The sequence below is a fragment of the Vineibacter terrae genome, assembly GCF_008039615.1.
GTDB classification, from domain to species: Bacteria; Pseudomonadota; Alphaproteobacteria; order Reyranellales; family Reyranellaceae; genus Vineibacter; species Vineibacter terrae.
Map to the genome: position 1 here is coordinate 204,731 of NZ_VDUZ01000003.1, position 16,177 is coordinate 220,907.

18 protein-coding genes are annotated in these 16,177 nt (G+C 68.3%); 8 read left to right on the forward strand and 10 right to left on the reverse strand.

Annotated elements, in window-relative coordinates:
- Positions 1-8 precede the first annotated feature (8 nt).
- Positions 9-686 (reverse strand): TetR/AcrR family transcriptional regulator, encoded by a 678-nt coding sequence (locus FHP25_RS03990; RefSeq protein WP_178133275.1) that lies wholly within the window; start codon positions 684-686, stop codon positions 9-11.
- Positions 687-869: 183 nt separating this feature from the next.
- Here FHP25_RS03990 and FHP25_RS03995 point away from each other — a divergent pair, with 183 nt between their 5' ends.
- The 5 genes from FHP25_RS03995 (at position 870) to FHP25_RS04015 (ending at position 6,114) form a co-directional block, all read left to right on the forward strand.
- A complete protein-coding gene (locus FHP25_RS03995; RefSeq protein WP_147845606.1) occupies positions 870-1,985 on the forward strand; it encodes an acyl-CoA dehydrogenase family protein in 1,116 nt (371 codons plus the stop codon).
- Positions 1,986-1,995: 10 nt separating this feature from the next.
- Entirely contained in the window at positions 1,996-3,216 is a 1,221-nt protein-coding gene (locus FHP25_RS04000; protein WP_147845607.1) for an acyl-CoA dehydrogenase family protein, read from the forward strand.
- A gap of 41 nt (positions 3,217-3,257) precedes the next feature.
- Positions 3,258-4,082, forward strand: a complete 825-nt coding sequence (locus tag FHP25_RS04005) for an SDR family NAD(P)-dependent oxidoreductase (protein ID WP_147845608.1) — start codon at positions 3,258-3,260, stop codon at positions 4,080-4,082.
- 211 nt (positions 4,083-4,293) lie between these two features.
- A complete protein-coding gene (locus tag FHP25_RS04010; protein WP_218578160.1) occupies positions 4,294-5,250 on the forward strand; it encodes a Bug family tripartite tricarboxylate transporter substrate binding protein in 957 nt (318 codons plus the stop codon).
- A gap of 90 nt (positions 5,251-5,340) precedes the next feature.
- Complete coding sequence (locus tag FHP25_RS04015) at positions 5,341-6,114, forward strand: IclR family transcriptional regulator (RefSeq protein ID WP_147845609.1); 774 nt, start codon at positions 5,341-5,343, stop codon at positions 6,112-6,114.
- A 66-nt stretch (positions 6,115-6,180) separates the two neighbouring features.
- Here the strand turns inward: FHP25_RS04015 and FHP25_RS04020 are convergent, their stop codons facing one another.
- The 4 genes from FHP25_RS04020 to hisI form a co-directional block, all read right to left on the reverse strand.
- Positions 6,181-7,203: a TRAP transporter substrate-binding protein gene (locus tag FHP25_RS04020; protein WP_147845610.1), complete on the reverse strand. Its 1,023-nt coding sequence runs from the start codon at positions 7,201-7,203 to the stop codon at positions 6,181-6,183.
- A gap of 18 nt (positions 7,204-7,221) precedes the next feature.
- Positions 7,222-8,511, reverse strand: coding sequence for a TRAP transporter large permease (locus tag FHP25_RS04025; protein WP_147845611.1), 1,290 nt, complete (start codon positions 8,509-8,511; stop codon positions 7,222-7,224).
- A complete protein-coding gene (locus tag FHP25_RS04030) occupies positions 8,508-9,017 on the reverse strand; it encodes a TRAP transporter small permease (RefSeq protein WP_147845612.1) in 510 nt (169 codons plus the stop codon). The genes FHP25_RS04025 and FHP25_RS04030 overlap by 4 nt, the downstream gene beginning before the upstream one ends.
- 137 nt (positions 9,018-9,154) lie before the next feature.
- Complete coding sequence (hisI, locus tag FHP25_RS04035) at positions 9,155-9,574, reverse strand: phosphoribosyl-AMP cyclohydrolase (RefSeq protein WP_147845613.1); 420 nt, start codon at positions 9,572-9,574, stop codon at positions 9,155-9,157.
- Positions 9,575-9,643: 69 nt separating this feature from the next.
- Between hisI and FHP25_RS04040 the strand changes: the two genes are divergently transcribed.
- Together FHP25_RS04040 and FHP25_RS04045 are read left to right on the forward strand one after the other, a co-directional pair.
- Entirely contained in the window at positions 9,644-9,985 is a 342-nt protein-coding gene (locus tag FHP25_RS04040; RefSeq protein ID WP_147845614.1) for a hypothetical protein, read from the forward strand.
- Between the two features lie 7 nt (positions 9,986-9,992).
- Positions 9,993-10,496, forward strand: a complete 504-nt coding sequence (locus FHP25_RS04045; protein WP_147845615.1) for a Fur family transcriptional regulator — start codon at positions 9,993-9,995, stop codon at positions 10,494-10,496.
- A gap of 98 nt (positions 10,497-10,594) precedes the next feature.
- On the opposite strand, the gene sseA is transcribed toward FHP25_RS04045, so the two are convergent.
- The 5 genes from sseA to FHP25_RS04070 form a co-directional block, all read right to left on the reverse strand.
- Positions 10,595-11,452, reverse strand: a complete 858-nt coding sequence (sseA, locus tag FHP25_RS04050) for a 3-mercaptopyruvate sulfurtransferase (RefSeq protein WP_147845616.1) — start codon at positions 11,450-11,452, stop codon at positions 10,595-10,597.
- 31 nt (positions 11,453-11,483) lie between these two features.
- On the reverse strand, positions 11,484-12,188 hold the full coding sequence (locus FHP25_RS04055; protein ID WP_147845617.1) for an alanyl-tRNA editing protein: 705 nt from the start codon (positions 12,186-12,188) through the stop codon (positions 11,484-11,486).
- A gap of 5 nt (positions 12,189-12,193) precedes the next feature.
- The gene (locus tag FHP25_RS04060) at positions 12,194-13,195 is read right to left on the reverse strand and encodes a cysteine synthase A (RefSeq protein WP_147845683.1); all 1,002 of its coding nucleotides are present in this window, start codon (positions 13,193-13,195) and stop codon (positions 12,194-12,196) included.
- Between the two features lie 86 nt (positions 13,196-13,281).
- Entirely contained in the window at positions 13,282-14,220 is a 939-nt protein-coding gene (locus tag FHP25_RS04065) for a ribokinase (RefSeq protein WP_147845684.1), read from the reverse strand.
- A 5-nt stretch (positions 14,221-14,225) separates the two neighbouring features.
- A complete protein-coding gene (locus FHP25_RS04070) occupies positions 14,226-14,837 on the reverse strand; it encodes an NUDIX domain-containing protein (RefSeq protein ID WP_147845618.1) in 612 nt (203 codons plus the stop codon).
- A 507-nt stretch (positions 14,838-15,344) separates the two neighbouring features.
- Here FHP25_RS04070 and FHP25_RS04075 point away from each other — a divergent pair.
- Positions 15,345-16,154, forward strand: a complete 810-nt coding sequence (locus tag FHP25_RS04075; protein WP_178133277.1) for an ABC transporter substrate-binding protein — start codon at positions 15,345-15,347, stop codon at positions 16,152-16,154.
- The last annotated feature ends 23 nt before the right edge of the window (positions 16,155-16,177 follow it).

Below are 16,177 nucleotides of genomic sequence, written 5' to 3' on the forward strand. Positions count from 1 at the left end.
GCGGCCGATCATACCCGCAAAGCGCGCTCGCCGCGCGCTTGTTTCTGGTCCTTGCGCACAGTCTGGGCGGCCTGGCGCGGCACCAGGCCGGACAGGAACGTGCTCAGGAACGCCTCGCCGACCGCGCGCGGCGTGAGCTCGCCGTCACGGGAATACCAGTGGGCCGTCCAGTTGACCGCGCCGAACAACGCGCTCGTCACGAGCTTGGGATTGCACGGCGCGATCGATCCTTCGGCGATGCCCTGGGCGATCAGGTTGCGCACGTCATTGTCGAGCCGCCGCCGCGCCGCTGCCATCTTCGCCCGGTTCTTCGGCTGCAGCGCCTTGTGCGAGGAAAGCACCAGGCAGCGCCCGAAATCCTCCGCCACCAGCTCGGTGTAGCGAACCAGGAACAGGCTCAGCTTCTCCAGGGCCGGCTTGTCGCTGCTTCGGATCTGGTCGAGCGTGAGCCTCATGTGCTCCACGGCCTGCTTCTGGCACTCGAACAGGATCTCGTCCTTGCTCTTGATGTAATAGTAGAGCGTGGGCTTCGTGACGTTGAGGCGCCTGGCCAGATCGTCGAGCGACGCCCGGTCGAACCCGAGCTCGTTGAAAGCCCGTGCCGCCGTCTGGAGCAAGGCTTGGCGCTTGAGTTGATATTGCTCGTCACGCTTCTGAAGCGCTTCGGTCCAGGCGGCTTTCTTCACTGATATCCCTCTTCAGCACGGGCGGCTCCCGCGCGATCTGTGCCGCCAATCCTAGCATCTCCTCGTCCCTCGCTCGACTGCTTGACATTGTTACCTACTGGTCGGTAGATAGATCGACCAAGCGGTATAAAAGGCCCTGATGCCACGCGGGAGCGTGGGCACTCTTTGAAGGCACGCAGGACGATGAACTTCGACTTTTCGCCTGAGCAGAAGGCATTCGCCGAGCAGCTGCGCCGCGCGCTTCAGAAGGCGTCGCCGCTCCGGGAGGCACGGGCTTGCCTGGAGGGAAGCAGCCGCTATTCCGAACCGATCTGGCGCGAGCTCTCGGAGCTTGGAGCACTCGGAGCAGCTGTGCCCGAGGCATTCGGCGGGTCGGGGCTGTCCTCCTTCGAGCTTTGTGTCGTTGCCCATGAGATCGGTCGGGCGCTGGCGCCGGTGCCGTTCGTGTCCTCGATCGGCTTGTGCGCGCAAGCACTGATGCGGTTCGGCAGCGATGCGCAGAAGCAGAGGTGGATTCCCGGTCTGGCCGCCGGCCGGCTGATCGGCACCGCCGCCTGCGCCGAAGGCAAGGGCGAGCTCACGCCGGAGCGTCTGCAGACCGAGCTCCGGGCCGGCCAGCTTCACGGCCGCAAGCTCAGCGTCCTCGACGGGTTGAGCGCCGATCTGGCCATTGTCGTGGCGAAAGATCCGGCGAAGGAACCTGTCCTCTGTCTCGTCGATCTGCACGCGCCTGGCGTCGTGCGGCGGCCGGTCGAGAGTGTCGATCCGTCCCGACCGCTCGCGGAGCTGGTGTTCTCGGGCGTCGCGGCGGAGCCTCTTGGACGCGTCGGCGAGGGGTGGGAGGCGTTCGACGATCTGCTCAAGCGTGCCGCGGTCCTGATCGCGTTCGAGCAGCTCGGCGGTGCCGAGCGGGCGCTTGAGATGGCACGCGACTACGCCCTGCAGCGTCATTCGTTCGGCCGGGCCATCGGTGGCCACCAGGCCATCAAGCACAAGCTGGCGAACGTCTTTACCCGTAACGAAGTGGCGCGCGTCCACGCCTACTGGGCTGCCTGGGCACTGGCGACCGATGCGGGTGAGCTGACACTGGCAGCCGCAAGCGCCCGGGTCGCGGCGACCGACGCGTTTGCGTTCGCGGCGCAGGAGAACCTGCAGGTCCATGGCGGCATCGGCTACACGTGGGAGTCCGATTGCCAACTCCTTTATCGGCGCGCCCGGCTCTATGCGCTCGTGATCGGCTCGCAGTTCGCCTGGAAGGAGAAGATCGTCCGGGCGCTCGAGACCGCGAATGCTGCCTGAGGAGAGGACCATGGATTTCGAGGACAGCCAGGAAGAAGCAGCGTATCGGGCCGAGGCGCGGGGCTGGCTCGAGGCGAACGCCGCTCCGTTCGCCCGCAGGAACGCCGAGCTGAAGGCCGACCCATGCGCCCGGCTGCAGGTGGGCAAGGCCTGGCAGGCGCTCAAGGCAAGAGCGGGCTATGCATCGATCACGCTGCCACGGGAAGTGGGCGGTGGCGGCGGAACACCCCTGCACGAGGTGATCTATCGCCAGGAAGAAGGGCGCTACGGCCTGCCGACCGATTTCTTCGGCATCGGCCTGGGCATGTGCATCCCCACCATCGTCCACCGTGGAACCGAAGCACAGCGGCAGCGCTATGTGACCAACGCCATCCGGGGCGAGACGGTCTGGTGCCAGCTGTTCTCCGAGCCGGCCGCGGGATCCGACCTGGCGGGATTGAGGACGCGCGCGACCCGGGGCGGCGAAGGCTGGGTCATCGAGGGGCAGAAGGTGTGGACCACCGTTGCCCATCTCGCCGATTTCGGAATCGTGCTGACACGAACCGACCCGACCGTGCCGAAGCACAGGGGCCTGACGATGTTCATCGTCGACATGAAGACGCCCGGCGTCGACGTGCGCCCGATCAGGCAATTGTCGGGCGAAACCGAATTCAACGAGGTTTTTTTCCAGGCGGTTCGGGTTCCCGACGAGAACCGGATCGGCAATGTCGGTGACGGATGGAATGTCGCCCTGACGACCCTGATGTTCGAGCGGGCCTCGGCCGGCAAGGGGCTTGGCTTTGCCGGGTCGCCCGAGATCCTTCGCCTGGCCCGCCAGGTCGACCTCGGGAGCGGCCCGGCGATTGATGATCAGCGCGTCCGCGAGCGGATCGCCGACATGTGGATCAACGAGCAGGCGCTGAGGCTGCTCTCCGCCCGCGCGTTGACGGCGTTGTCCAAGGGCGAGGTGCCCGGACCGGAGCAGTCCATCAACAAGCTGGTCGAGGCGAGCCACGGCCAGCAGGCCGCCTATATCGCCATGGACCTTCTTGGCGAAGCAGGCGCGCTGACCCACGCGGAGCTCGGCGATGACTGGCGCAAGATCGAGCGCAGCTGGACGTGGGGCGCCGCGATGCGGATCGCCGGCGGATCGGACGAGATTCTGCGCAACATCATCGCCGAGCGCGTGCTGGGCCTGCCGGGCGACATCCGGCCGGACAAGGACATCGCCTTCAATCAGCTCAGCGGGTGAGCGGATCTTCGACAACAGGATGCATCGAGCAGGAGGATGTAGTGGGACAACTTGATGGACGCGTGGCGATCGTCACCGGGTCCGGCCGCGGGATCGGACAGCAGCTCGCGCTGCGGCTTGCGCGCGAAGGCGCGAAGATCGTGGTGAACGACCTGGACGATGCGCCGGCCCGCGAGACGATCGGCCTCATCGAGAAGCTTGGCGGAACGGCCGTGGCCTGCAACGGCGATGTTGCGGACAAGGACTTCGGCAAGCGCATCGTCAAGACGGCGGTGGACAGCTTCGGCGATTGCCACATCGTCGTGAACAATGCCGGCTACACGTGGGACAGCGTCATCCAGAAGATGGGCGACGATCAGTGGTATGCGATCGTCGACGTGCACCTGACGGCGCCGTTCCGCGTCCTGCGCGGGTTCTTCGACCATCTGAAGCCCGCCTTCGAGGCCGAGAAGGCGCAGGGCCGCCGTATCGTCCGCAAGGTGGTGAACGTCTCGTCGGTCTCGGGCGTGAACGGCAACGCCGGACAGTCCAACTACTCCGCGGCAAAGGCCGGCATCGTCGGTCTGACCAAGGCCGTTTCCAAGGAGTGGGGACGCTATGCGACCACCGTCAACTCGGTGGCGTTCGGCTATATCCAGACGCGCCTGACGATGCCGCTGAAGGACGGCGAGGATGGCTCGATCGACGTGCAGGGTCGGAAGGTCAAGGTCGGCGTGCAGGGTGGCCGCATCGCTGCGATGAACCAGATGATCCCCCTCGGCCGGGGCGGCACGCCCGAGGAAGCGGCCGGATCCATCTATCTCTTCTGCAGCCCCGACAGCGACTACGTCAGCGGCCAGTGCCTGGTCGTGAACGGCGGGCTCTGACACCACGAGACGCTCCAGGACGCGACCCCGGGGCAGCGGCACATCAACGACGCCCGCCGTCAGTACCGGCGACAGCCGGACTGACGGCGCGGCCTGGGTCAATCTGGTGCGCGAGCTCGGCGCCAAGGTCGAATAGCGGCATAGCAACTCGGGAGAAGACGTGATGCAACGGGATCCATCGCGGCGCGGCTTTCTGCGCCGGAGCCTGGCCATGAGCGCCGCTGTCGCCGGCGCGCCGGTGCTGATCAGCGGCACGGCGCAGGCGCAGGCCTGGCCCAGCAAGCCGATCCGGATCGTGGTGAGCGCCCCTGCGGGCGGCCTCACCGATGCCTTTGCGCGTGCCTACGGCGACTACATTGCCCAGAAGGTCGGCCAGCCGGTGGTGGTCGAGAACAAGGCGGGCGCCAGCGGCATCATCGCCGCCGAGATGGTGGCCAAGTCGCCGGCCGACGGCTACACGCTGCTGTTCTCGATCACGAGCTTCATGGTGCTGACCCGCGTGCTCTTCAAGAGCCTGCCCTTCGATCCCGACAAGGACTTCGTCTACATCGCCTTCATGGACGGCGGCCACTTGCCCTTCCTGGTCCACAAGTCGGTGCCTGCGACCAACATCAAGGAGTTTGTCGCCTGGGCGCGGGGCAACAAGGTCAGCGTCGGCTCGTATTCGCAGGGGTCGTACTCGCACATGCTCGTGGCCGAGCTCAACAAGGCCTTCGGGCTCAGCATGGAACCCGTGCACTACCGCGGCGAAACGCCGATGTGGCAGGATTTCTCGGCGGGTGCGCTGCACGCCGCGACCGGCAGCTACCAGGCCTGCGCCAGCATCCTTGCCTCCGGCACGGGGCGTGCCATCGCCGTGCCGCAGACCACGCGCATGAAGAAGCTGCCGGACGTGCCGACCTTCCTCGAGCAGGGCGTCACCGCCAAGCTGTTCCAGATCCGTGGCTGGGCGGGGCTGCTGGCGCCGGCCGGCGTGCCCGGCGAGATTGTCGAGCGCCTCTCGGCGCTGGCGGTCGAGGCCGGCCAGACGGAGCGGATGCGCCAGATGCTCGACACGTTCGGCATCGACGGCGCGGCCTCCGGCCACAAGGCGTTCGCGCAGCTCCTCAAGGACGAGAACCCGGTGTGGATCGACGTCCTGAAGCAACTCGCGCTGGCGCCTCAGTGAGGCGCCGGGCGACGCGAGGCACATGTCAAGCAGGGTGACATTGTCTGATATAGTGCCTGCCCCAGCCCGGCAGCGCATTCGAGGTCGCCGTTGAAGGAACCGAAAGGGGACAAGGAAGAAAGGGGAAGCGGCATCAACGTGCGGGCCGCTTCCCGGACCCTCGATCTGTTCGAGGCATTCGCGACCATACGCCGTCCCATGACCGTGTCGGAGCTGGCGCGGGTCCTGAAGGTGCCGGTGTCGAGCTGCTTCGCCATCATCCGCACGCTCGAGGGGCGCGGCTACCTCTTCAGCATGGCACCGGGCAACAGCTTCTACCCCACAAGCCGATTGAGCAACGCGGCGGAGGAGATCATCCGGGCCGACCCGGTCCTCTCGGTGGTCGGCGATGCCGTGCGGCAACTGCGGGACGAGGCCGGCGAGACCGCCATGTTCGGCAAGCTGTGCCGCAACCGGGTCATCCTGCTGGCCGTGGAGATCTCGGCGCGGCCGTCGCGCTACATGCCACAGGTAGGCGACCTGCGGCCCGTGCATGCGACGGCCATCGGCAAGGCATTGCTGGGCTCGCTGCCCGACGACGAGCTCGACAAGACGCTCTCGCGGCTGGCGCTGGAAAAGCTCACCAGGCACACCATTGCCGATGTCGGACAGCTCAAGAGGGATCTGGCCGCCAGCCGCCGGCGGGGCTGGTACGTGAATGCGGAGGAGACGGTCGCCGACATGACGTCGCTATGCGTGCCGCTGCGGCTGCGGGGTGAGCACTATGCGCTGGCGATCGCGGGCCCCAGCGTGCGCATCAAGGCGAACCTGGAGGATAACCTCGATCGCCTGGCCACGACGGCCAAGGCGATCAGCAGCAACTAATTCCGGAGCTAGCCAGCCGGCTTGCCGGAGATGCGCTCATAGGCGGCCCGCATCGCCGCGGCGAGCTCAGTTCTTCGCCAGCTCGTCGCGATACTCCTTCAGGACCGCGCTGCCCGGCCGGCCGCGCTTGTCCAGGTCAGCCGCCCATTGCTCGGCGACGGTGCGGGTCCGCTGCGCGAAGTCGGCCTTCTCGGCGTCGGACAGCCGCAGCAGCGACACGCCGCCCTGCACCAGCCGCTCGCGGTCGCGCAGATCGTCGGCCATCACCTTCTCGCAGCCTTCGCGGTTGTACTTGTCGGCGAGCGTCGTCATGGCGCCCTGCACGCCGGCGGGCAGCGACTTCCATTTACGGTCGCTGATCACGTAGCTCGAGATCCAGCCGCCGAAGTTGACTTCGGTCGTGGCCGACTTCACCAGCGGGTGCAGGTCGTAGGGAAACAGGCTGGTGTAGACGAACATCATGCCGTCCACGGTGCCGCGCGAGAGCGCCTCACGCACTTCCGGCGTCGGGATCTGGACGGGAACGGCGCCCACCCGCTGCATCACGGCGGCCTTGGCCGAGCCGGTGACGCGGATCTTCATGCCCTCCAGCTCCTTGAGCGAGGAGATCTTCCTGGCCGTGAAGATCTGGTAGGGCGGCAGGCTCTGCACCAGCAGCGGCCGGACTCGGTTGGCGTCGAAGTCGAGCTTGCGCAGCTGGCTGTCGCGGTTGACCAGGCGCGTGTAGGCCTCGGCGCCCCTGCAGCCGATCGCCTCGGCCAAGGGCAGCTCGGCCACCGGCGACATCGGCATCTTCTCGGGGACGAAGGAGGGGACGACATAGGCGATGTCCGCCACGCCGCTCTGCGTGAGCGCGAGCATGTCCTTGGCCTTGCCGAGCTGCTCGGCCGGGTAGTACTCGAAGGTCACCTTGCCGTTGGTCTGCTTGGTGACCGCTTCCATCCACGGCTTGGTGAAGTACTGCGAGACGTAGTGCCCGACCGGCAGCGAGTCGGCGATCTTGATGGTGATCTGGGCCACGGCCGCCGGCGCGATCGCGAGGATGGCCGCGAGCGCCGCGCCCGCCAGCGATGCCTGTCCGAGTTTCATATCCGCTTCTCCGGTTGGTTACTGCATGTTCGACGGCAGCCAGGTGACGAGGCCTGGCGCGACGGTGAGCAGGATCAGGACGAGAATGTGCGCGACCACGTGCGGCCAGATGCCATGGAACACGGTGCCCAGCGGCATGCCGGTGGTCTTGGACACGACGAAGACATTGAGGCCCACTGGCGGCGTCACCATGCCGAGCTCGGCCGTCACCACTACGATGACGCCGAACCAGACCGGGTCGAACCCCAGCGCCTTCACCACGGGCAGCACGACCGGCACGGTGAGGATCAGGATCGCCGCCTGATCCATGACGCAGCCGAGAACGATGTAGCCGAACAGGATGATGGCGAGGATGGTGTAGGGATCGAGCGGCAGCGCCGACACCCAGGCCACGATCGCGTGCGTGGTGCGGGTGAGCGTGAAGAAGTAGCCGAAGATGTGCGCACCGACGATGATCATCAGGATCATGCAGGTGGTCCGCATCGCCCGCGAGCAGGCCGTGACGAAGCCGGCACGACTGAACTTGGGGCTGCGCACGGCCAGCAGCAGGGCGCCCAGCGCGCCGATGGCCGACGCCTCCGTGGGCGTGGAGAGCCCGGTGTAGATGCACGTCGTGATCAGGCCGAACAGCAGGAGCATCGGCCCCATTTCCTTCAGCACGGCGAGCTTGACGCGCCAGGAGGCAGCCGCCGCAACCGGCGCGGCCTTCTTGTCCACGACCACGATCACATAGACGGTGAGGAGGATGGCCAGGGTGACGATCACGCCCGGAATGACGCCGGCGATCAGAAGCTTGCCGACGCTGATGTCGGCGATCACCCCGAACAGGACCAGCGCGACGCTGGGCGGGATCAGCATCGCCAGCGTGCCGGAGATCGCGACCACGCCGCTGGCGAGCTTGGGATCGTAGCCCTGGCGCAGCATGGCGGGCAGGCTGGTCGAGGCCAGCGTGGCCGCCGAGGCGGTGCTGGAGCCGGAGATCGCGCCGAACCCGGCGCCCGCCAGCGCCGTGGCCATGGCGAGGCCGCCGCGCACGCGCCCGACCCATAATGCCGCCGCCTCGAACAGTCCGTTGGCGATGCCGCTGAGGATGACGAACTCCGCCATCAGGATGAACATCGGCACCGCCACCAGCTCGTAGGAGCTGACGCTCGAGAGCGTGGTGGTCTGCAGGATGCCGATCACGCTGTCCCAGCCGCCGATCATGAACAGGCCGACGACCCCAGCGATCGCCAGCGAGAAGGCGACGGGCACACCGAAGAAGAGCAGGGCGGCGAGCAGCAGGCAGCAGGCGAGGACGGGGCTCATTCGCCGTGGGCCTCCTCGGCCGCGTCGCGCTGCAGAGTCGTGGCGGACTGGCCGACCTGGTACAGCGCGCGCAGGACGAACTGCACGAGGCCCAGAGTGACCACAGCGTAGATCGGCCACGTGGTCCAGACATACGGGCCGATGATCTCCTCGCCGCTGGCGGCGGCGTCCCAGGCCTTCTCGGCAAAGACCATGCCGGTGACCGCGAAGGTGGCGGCGGCAAGAAGGTTGCCGACCCGGAAGAGCCAGGATCGGATCGTGGCCGGCAGCACGCGCACGAAGAGGTCGACGGCGACATTGCCCTGGCAGCGCTGCACATAGCCCAGGGGCAGGAAGAACAGGGCTGCCATCAGGTACAGGGCAATGAACTCGTAGGCCCAGGCGAGCGGGGCGTTGAACGCGTAGCGGAAGAGCACGTCGCAGGCGATGATCGCCATGATCGCCAGGGTCGCGGCGATGCCGGCATACCTCGTGGCGTCCTCGCAGACGCGGATGATCTTGCCCATGCCACCTCCCTGGCGGCCACCGGCCCGGCCGGCAGCAATTTTCCGGGTATAGCCGGACCTTTCAGAATACTGAAAGGTCTTTCTGGCCACGGATGTACCGCATTGCGAACGCAAGCCGCATTCGCCGTGGCCGGGGATCAGCCGCCGTACATCGTCTTGGGGTCGACCAGGACGGGCGCGATCTCGGTCAGCGCATCGTCGCGCAGGGCCCGGAAGAAGCAGTTGCGCCGGCCGGTGTGGCAGGCGACGCCGGCCTGGTCGACCAGGGCCAGCAGCGTGTCGCCGTCGCAGTCGATGCGCAGGTCGACCAGGCGCTGGCCGTGCCCGGAGGTCTCGCCCTTGCGCCACAGCGCCTGACGCGAGCGCGACCAGTAGCAGACCCGGCCGGTGCGCATGGTCTCGGCGACGGCGTCGCGGTTCATCCACGCCATCATCAGGATCTCGCCGCTGTCATGCTGCTGGGCGATGCAGGGCACCAGCCCGTCGGCATCGAAGGCGATGGCCGCCATCGCCTCGGCGATCGCAGCAGAAGTGTACATTGTCCCTGCGACAGACATGGGCAGACTCCGGCTTGCTCCCGGCGTATAGTTTCCGCGAGTCAGGATGACAACGGAAAGAGGCGCGCCATGCGGCGGGACCATCGGCCCAAGGCCATCGCCACCACCGAGACCGTGTCGCGCCGGCATGCCCTGGTCTGGGCCGGTGGTGCGCTGCTCGCGGTCGCCGGCACGGCGCTGCTCGCGCGCAAGGCCGCGGCGATCACGCTGGTCGAGGCCGACGCCAGGACGCAGGCGCTCTACCACTCGGTCTGCGGTCCGGTCGCCTACCACGAGCAGCTGATCGCCGATGCGCGCGCCGCGCTGGAGGGCACGCGTCCCGGACCGCGCGCCGAGCTGGCGAGGCTGGACTGCCCGGTCTGCGGCTGCCACCTGCGGCTCGACGATCCCAAGGTCGACGCGCCACGCTGACGCGACGATGGCCCCCCACACGCAGGCCGCGGCGCCGCGGCTGCAGCCCGGTGCGCAGCACGACCATGCGCACTGCGTCGAGGACGCGCTGGCGCTGGCCGAGCGCGTCTGCCGCCAGCGCGGCGCGCGCTTCACGGAGCTGCGCCGCCGCGTCTTCGAGCTGGTATGGGCCAGCCACAAGCCGGTCGGCGCCTACGCCATCCTCGAGTCGCTGCGCACCGAGGGCCTGGGCTCGGCGCCGCCGACGGTCTACCGCGCGCTCGACTTCCTGCTCGAGCAGGGCCTGGTCCACCGCGTCGAATCGCTGAACGCCTTCATCGGCTGCGCCCATCCTGGTGAGAGTCATCGCGGCTTCTTCCTGATCTGCCATCGCTGCGGCAACGCCGAGGAGCTGCAGGACCCGGGGCTGGCCGACGCCATCGCGCGCAGCGCCGGCGAGCGCGGCTTCGCCACCCGGCACATGACGCTGGAGGTCAACGGCATCTGCGCCGTGTGCAGCGGCCGGACGTGATACAAGCCGCGATGGCGGGGACGACCGGTCGGGCCGCGCCGCTCCAGCGGCGCTCATGACGGGAAGAGCGTCGCTGGAGCGACGCGGCCCGACCATTCCTATGGTCCGGTGACGATCGGGGTGTCCTCGCGGCTGCCCCATTCGGCCCAGGAGCCGTCGTAGATCGCGGCTTCCCTGGCGCCGGTAAGGTACAGGCCCAGCGCCACGACGCAGGCGCTGACTCCCGAGCCACAGCTTGCGGTCACCTTGCGCGCCGGGTCGATGCCGGCGGCGGCGAGGCGCTGCTTCAGCGCCTCCTGCGGCAGCATGGTGCCGCTCCTGGCATCGATCAGGTCGGCATAGGGCAGGTTGAGCGCGCCCGGCATGTGGCCCAGCCGCAGGCCCGGCCGCGGCTCGGGCGCCTCGCCGCGGAAGCGCGGCGCGGCGCGCGCGTCGACCACCTGCTCGGCCTTGCCGTCCAGCAGCCGCTTTACCTGCGCTGCGTCGCGGACCAGGGTCGAGTCCAGGCGCGCCGTGAAATGCCGCTCGCGCGGCATCGTGGGCTCGTCGGTCACCGGCCGGCCCTCGCGCTGCCATTTCGGCAGGCCGCCGTCGAGCACGGCGACATCCTTGTGGCCGAAGGCGCGGAACATCCACCACACGCGGCAGGCGCCCATCATCGGGTTGCCGTCGTAGACCACGACGCGCACGCCGTCGCCCAGGCCCAGCCGGCGCACGCGCGAGGAGAACTTCTCCGGCGACGGCATCATGTGCGGCAGCGGATTGTCGCTGTCGGCGATCTCGTCGATGTCGAAGAACACCGCGCCGGGGATGTGCTGCGCGGCGTACTCGGCCTTGGCATCGCGGTTCTGCGCCGGCAGGTAGAACGAGCCGTCGACGACGCGCACGTCCGGGGCGTCGAGATGCGAAGCGAGCCACTCGGTGCTGACCAGGGCATCGGGGCGGGCGTAGGGCATGGATTGTTCCTTGGTGCTTGTTCGAGGGCCGTCAGTCGGCGAGCGCGATGATGAAGCGGCGGTTCATCTTGCCCTTGTTCTCCACCTTCACGCACTCGACCGAACCGATCTCCGACGTGCGCGCCACATGCGTGCCACCGCAGGCCTGCAGGTCGATGCCGTCGATCTCCAGCAGCCGCACCTGGCCGGCGCCGCTGGGCGGCCGCACGCTCATGGTCTTCACCAGCTCGGGCCGCGCCGCCAGCTCCTCGTCCGAGATCCAGCGCGGCGTCACCGGCCGGTCGAGCCCGATCAGGCGGTTGACCTCCTGGGTGACGTGCTCCCTGGTCGGCACCTCGGCGCCGAGATTGAAGTCGAGCCGGCTCTTGTCGGCGCTGACCTGGCCACCGGTAACGTTGCCCTTGATGACGGCCGACATCACGTGCAGCGCCGTGTGCATGCGCATGTGGCGGTAGCGGCGCTGCCAGTCGACGGTGACGGTCACTGTGTCGCCGACCGCGGGCGGCGCGGCGCCTTGTGCCGGCACATGCGCGATGTCGCCGTCGGCCTTGACCGCGTCGGCAATTGCCACACTGCGTCCGTCGACCAGGGTCAGGGTACCGCAATCGCCGGGCTGGCCGCCGCCGGTCGGATAGAACACGGTGCGGTCGAGCCGAATGCCCTTGTCGTCGACGGCCACGACCGTGGCCTCGCAGCTCTTCAGGTAGGCATCCTGTCGGAACAGTTCTTCAGCCATGCGACTCACGCCATCCATTTCGGCACAGGGAGGTTCTTCTCGCGCAGGAAGGCGGGGTTGAACAGCTTGGACTGGTAGCGCTGGCCGCCGTCGGCGAGGATGGTGACGATGACCTTGCCCGGCCCCAGCTCCTTGGCCAGCCGCACCGCGCCGGCGATGTTGATGGCCGACGAGCTGCCCAGCACCAGGCCCTCGTGCTGCACGAGGTCGAAGATGTAGGGCAGGGCCTCCTCGTCGGTGATCTGGTAGGCGAGGTCGACGGCCACGCCCTCGAGGTTGGCGGTCACGCGGCCCTGGCCGATGCCTTCGGTGATCGAGCTGCCCTCGGCCTTCAGCTCCTGGCGCGTGTACCAGCTGTAGAGCGCCGCGCCCATCGGATCGGCAAGCGCGATCTTGATCTTGGGGTTGCGCTCCTTGAGCGCCAGCGACACGCCGCCCAGGGTGCCGCCGCTGCCCACGGCGCAGGTGAAGCCGTCGACCTTGCCGTCGGTCTGGTCCCAGATCTCGGGCCCGGTGGTGGCGAAGTGGCCGTCGCGGTTGGCGACGTTGTCGAACTGGTTGGCCCAGATCGCGCCGTTGGCCTCGGTGCGGGCCAGCTCCTCGGCCAGCCGCCCGGAGTATTTCACATAGTTGTTGGGATCCTTGTACGGCACCGCCGGCACCAGCCGCAGGTCGGCGCCGCACAGAAGCAGCATGTCCTTCTTCTCCTGGCTCTGCGTCTCGGGCATCACGATGACTGTGCGATAGCCCTTGGCGTTGCCCACCAGCGCCAGCCCGATGCCGGTGTTGCCGGCGGTGCCCTCGACGATGGTGCCGCCCGGCCGCAGCAGGCCGCGGCGCTCGGCGTCCTGCACGATGGCGAGCGCAGCGCGGTCCTTGACCGAGCCGCCGGGGTTGAGGAACTCGGCCTTGCCGTAGATCTCGCAGCCCGTGGCCTCGGAGACCGCCTTGAGCCGGATCAGCGGCGTGTTGCCGATGCTGTCGAGAAAGCCCGAGCGGACGTCCATCACGATTGCCTCATAGCCATGACCGATACTGCCTCCACCCTAGGCGACCGCGGGCGGGGCCTGCAACAGATGCGCGCCGCTATCCGTTAATGCGGGCATAAGCCGCTCTCATGCAGCTCGGCCGTGGTCGGCATCGACGGGGCGGCGCCCAGGCGCTGCACCGACAGCGCCGCGGCGGCGCAGGCGCGCGCCAGGGCAGGGCGCAGCCCGCTGCCGGCGGCCAGGGACGCGGCCAGAGCACCCACGAAGCAGTCGCCGGCGCCTGTGGTGTCCACGACCGCGACCGCATGCCCGGCGACCACATGGACGCCGTCGCGGTCGACGGCCAGCGCGCCGCGGGCGCCCAGCGTCGCGATGACGGCGCGGCCGTCGCGCGCCAGGAGGCGCGCGGCCGCGGCGATGTCGTCGGCGATGCTGGCGGCGCCGACCGCCGCACCGGAGATCGCCGCCAGCTCGGTCTCGTTGACGACCAGGATGTCGGTGACCGCGAGCAGGGACGGCGGCAGGGCCTGCGCCGGCGCGGCGTTGAGGATGGTGACGGCGCCGGCGTCGCGGGCGCGGCGGAACGCCGCCTCGGTCGCCGCCGTCGGTACCTCGAGCTGGCCGATGCAGATGTCGCCCGGCGCCACCGGCAGGTCGGCGGCCTCTGCGGGCGTCAGCCGCATGTTGGCGCCGGGCGCCACGATGATGGCGTTGTCGCCGCCGGCCAGGGTCACGACGGCCGCGCCGGTCGGCGCATCGGCCGTGGCGCGCACGCCGTCGCTGCCGATACCCTCGGCGGCCAGGAAAGCCAGGAAGCGGCGGCCGAAATCATCCTCGCCGACGCGGCCCACCATTTGGGTCGACACGCCCAGCCGGGCGGCGGCGACGGCCTGGTTGAGGCCCTTGCCGCCGGGCAGGACCTGCAGGTCCTCGCCCATCACCGTCTCGCCCGTCTCCGGCCGGCGCGGCGTGCGCACGATGAGATCCATGTTGAGGCTGCCGACGACGATGATCTTGGGTGCGGGGACCTTGGGCGCGGACATGGTGGTCACGTCCAGCTGCTGCGCACGAAATCCCGGTTCAGCAGCAGCCACTGCAGGATCACGATGCCGGTGGCGCTGCCGACCTCGCCGCTGGCCAGCAGCGCCTTCGCCTCGTCCAGGGTGAAGCTGCGCACCAGGATGTCCTCGCCCTCGTCGGGCAGCCCATGGACGCCGCCGGCGCCGCGCGCGTCGACCCGGCCGCAGAAGCCGGCGGTGGTCTCCGACGCGCCGCCGGGGCTGTTGAGCCAGGTATGGACGGGCAGCAGCGCGCCCAGCTCGAGGCCGGCCTCCTCCTGCGCTTCGCGGCGCACCACGTCCTCGGCCGTCTCGCCTTCCTCGATGATGCCGGCCACGGTCTCCCACAGCCAGGGGTGCCGGCCGGCGGCATACGCGCCGGCGCGGAACTGGCGCACCAGCACCACGCGGTCCAGCACCGGGTCGTAGGGCAGCACGGCCGCGGCGTGGCCGCGCTCGAACACCTCGCGCTTGATCTCGCCGCTGACGCCGCCCTGGAACAGGGAATGGCGGAAGCGGTACTCGCCGATCCGGAAATAGCCCTGGAACGCCACCCGGCGCGTCACGGAGACAACCTTTTCGTCAGGCGGGGCATCGGCCATGGCAGCTTCTCTCCGAGGGCAGATGAACGGAATGGGGGCCCTGGCTATCGGCCGCGAGGAACGCGGTCAACATGCGCGGTGCCGCCGGTGTCCCGATTATTCGGCGCGGAAATCGGGGACACCATCGCAATTCCGCCTGCGCCAATTGCGCGGAAGGGTTTTCTCAATCCGAACAAGGGGTTCTGGTGCGCAGATAGAGGCTGCGCGAAGCGCGCTCAGATGCGCGGAAGGGTGTGGTCATGTGGTGGATCCTGTGATGGGGGCAGTAGGGCCGTCAGGGACGGCACGGCATCGCTTTTATATATTATTCTCCATAAGAAAACAAGAAAATTGCAACCCGACGATCACCAGGATGGCTCTGGGTCGAGGTCCGGTGCGACCGGGCGCTTCGGCGACGACGATGACGCGCCGGCACGGATATTGAGGCTTGACAGCGTATGCCTCGTCAGTAATTTTTATGAAATGATTTCTATTGTATTGCGATAGTTCTGCGGGGAGATGGCTGTCATGGCGAGCAAGGCAAGGCGGTTCGGGGCGCTTCTTTTCGGGGCGGCATTGGCATGGGGGCCGACGATGGCCCTGCCGACGACGGCGCTGGCGCAGGCGGCGCCGAAGAAGATCACGATCGGCAGCTCCTTCAGCCAGACGCCCTGGGGCTTCTACGACGCCAACCAGAACCCGACCGGAATCGACGTGTCGCTCTGCGGCGGGCTGGCGAAGGAGATGGGCGCCACGGCCGAGTTCGTGAACCTCGACTTCAAGGGCCTCATCCCGGCGTTGCAGGCCGATCGTTTCGATATGATCTGCGCCGCCGTCTACATCACGCCGGAGCGCGCCCAGGTCGTCACGCTGATCCCCTACATCACCACCAGCCAGGCGATCCTTGCCAAGGCCGGCACGCCGATCAAGGCGCTCGGCGACCTGTGCGGCCGCAAGGTCAGCGTGCTGCAAGGGTCGGCGCAGCTCAAGGTCGTGGCGGCGCAGAGCGAGCAGTGCGCCAAGGACGGCAAGGCGGAGATCCAGATCCAGGCCTTCGACACCCAGCCCATCGCGGTCCGGGCGCTCGAGAACGGCAATGTCGAAGCCTTCGTCGCCTCCGACCAGCTCGTCTCGTTCTATCTGTCGAAGAACCCGGCCCTGACGAAGGCCGCCTGGGGCATCAATCCGGTCACGCTCGGCATTGCGGTCAAGAAGGACAACAAGGTGCTGGCGGACGCCATCCGTGCCGGCCTGAAGCAGATGAAGGAAAAGGGCCGATACGCCGCGGCGCTGAAGGAGTGGGGCATCGAAAACGCCGGCGTGGCGAGCTTCGACTGAGGCGCGCCGCACCGGCCCGCCCG

Excerpts from the sequence above, each read along its gene's own strand:
- FHP25_RS03995 (WP_147845606.1), top strand. The coding sequence starts at position 870 with ATGAACTTCGACTTTTCGCCTGAGCAGAAGGCATTCGCCGAGCAGCTG.
- FHP25_RS04000 (WP_147845607.1), top strand. The coding sequence starts at position 1,996 with ATGGATTTCGAGGACAGCCAGGAAGAAGCAGCGTATCGGGCCGAGGCG.
- FHP25_RS04010 (WP_218578160.1), top strand. The coding sequence starts at position 4,294 with ATGAGCGCCGCTGTCGCCGGCGCGCCGGTGCTGATCAGCGGCACGGCG.
- FHP25_RS04020 (WP_147845610.1), bottom strand. The coding sequence starts at position 7,203 with ATGAAACTCGGACAGGCATCGCTGGCGGGCGCGGCGCTCGCGGCCATC.
- FHP25_RS04025 (WP_147845611.1), bottom strand. The coding sequence starts at position 8,511 with ATGAGCCCCGTCCTCGCCTGCTGCCTGCTGCTCGCCGCCCTGCTCTTC.
- FHP25_RS04030 (WP_147845612.1), bottom strand. The coding sequence starts at position 9,017 with ATGGGCAAGATCATCCGCGTCTGCGAGGACGCCACGAGGTATGCCGGC.
- hisI (WP_147845613.1), bottom strand. The coding sequence starts at position 9,574 with ATGTCTGTCGCAGGGACAATGTACACTTCTGCTGCGATCGCCGAGGCG.
- FHP25_RS04040 (WP_147845614.1), top strand. The coding sequence starts at position 9,644 with ATGCGGCGGGACCATCGGCCCAAGGCCATCGCCACCACCGAGACCGTG.
- FHP25_RS04045 (WP_147845615.1), top strand. The coding sequence starts at position 9,993 with ATGGCCCCCCACACGCAGGCCGCGGCGCCGCGGCTGCAGCCCGGTGCG.
- sseA (WP_147845616.1), bottom strand. The coding sequence starts at position 11,452 with ATGCCCTACGCCCGCCCCGATGCCCTGGTCAGCACCGAGTGGCTCGCT.
- FHP25_RS04055 (WP_147845617.1), bottom strand. The coding sequence starts at position 12,188 with ATGGCTGAAGAACTGTTCCGACAGGATGCCTACCTGAAGAGCTGCGAG.
- FHP25_RS04060 (WP_147845683.1), bottom strand. The coding sequence starts at position 13,195 with ATGGACGTCCGCTCGGGCTTTCTCGACAGCATCGGCAACACGCCGCTG.
- FHP25_RS04065 (WP_147845684.1), bottom strand. The coding sequence starts at position 14,220 with ATGTCCGCGCCCAAGGTCCCCGCACCCAAGATCATCGTCGTCGGCAGC.
- FHP25_RS04070 (WP_147845618.1), bottom strand. The coding sequence starts at position 14,837 with ATGGCCGATGCCCCGCCTGACGAAAAGGTTGTCTCCGTGACGCGCCGG.
- FHP25_RS04075 (WP_178133277.1), top strand. The coding sequence starts at position 15,345 with ATGGCGAGCAAGGCAAGGCGGTTCGGGGCGCTTCTTTTCGGGGCGGCA.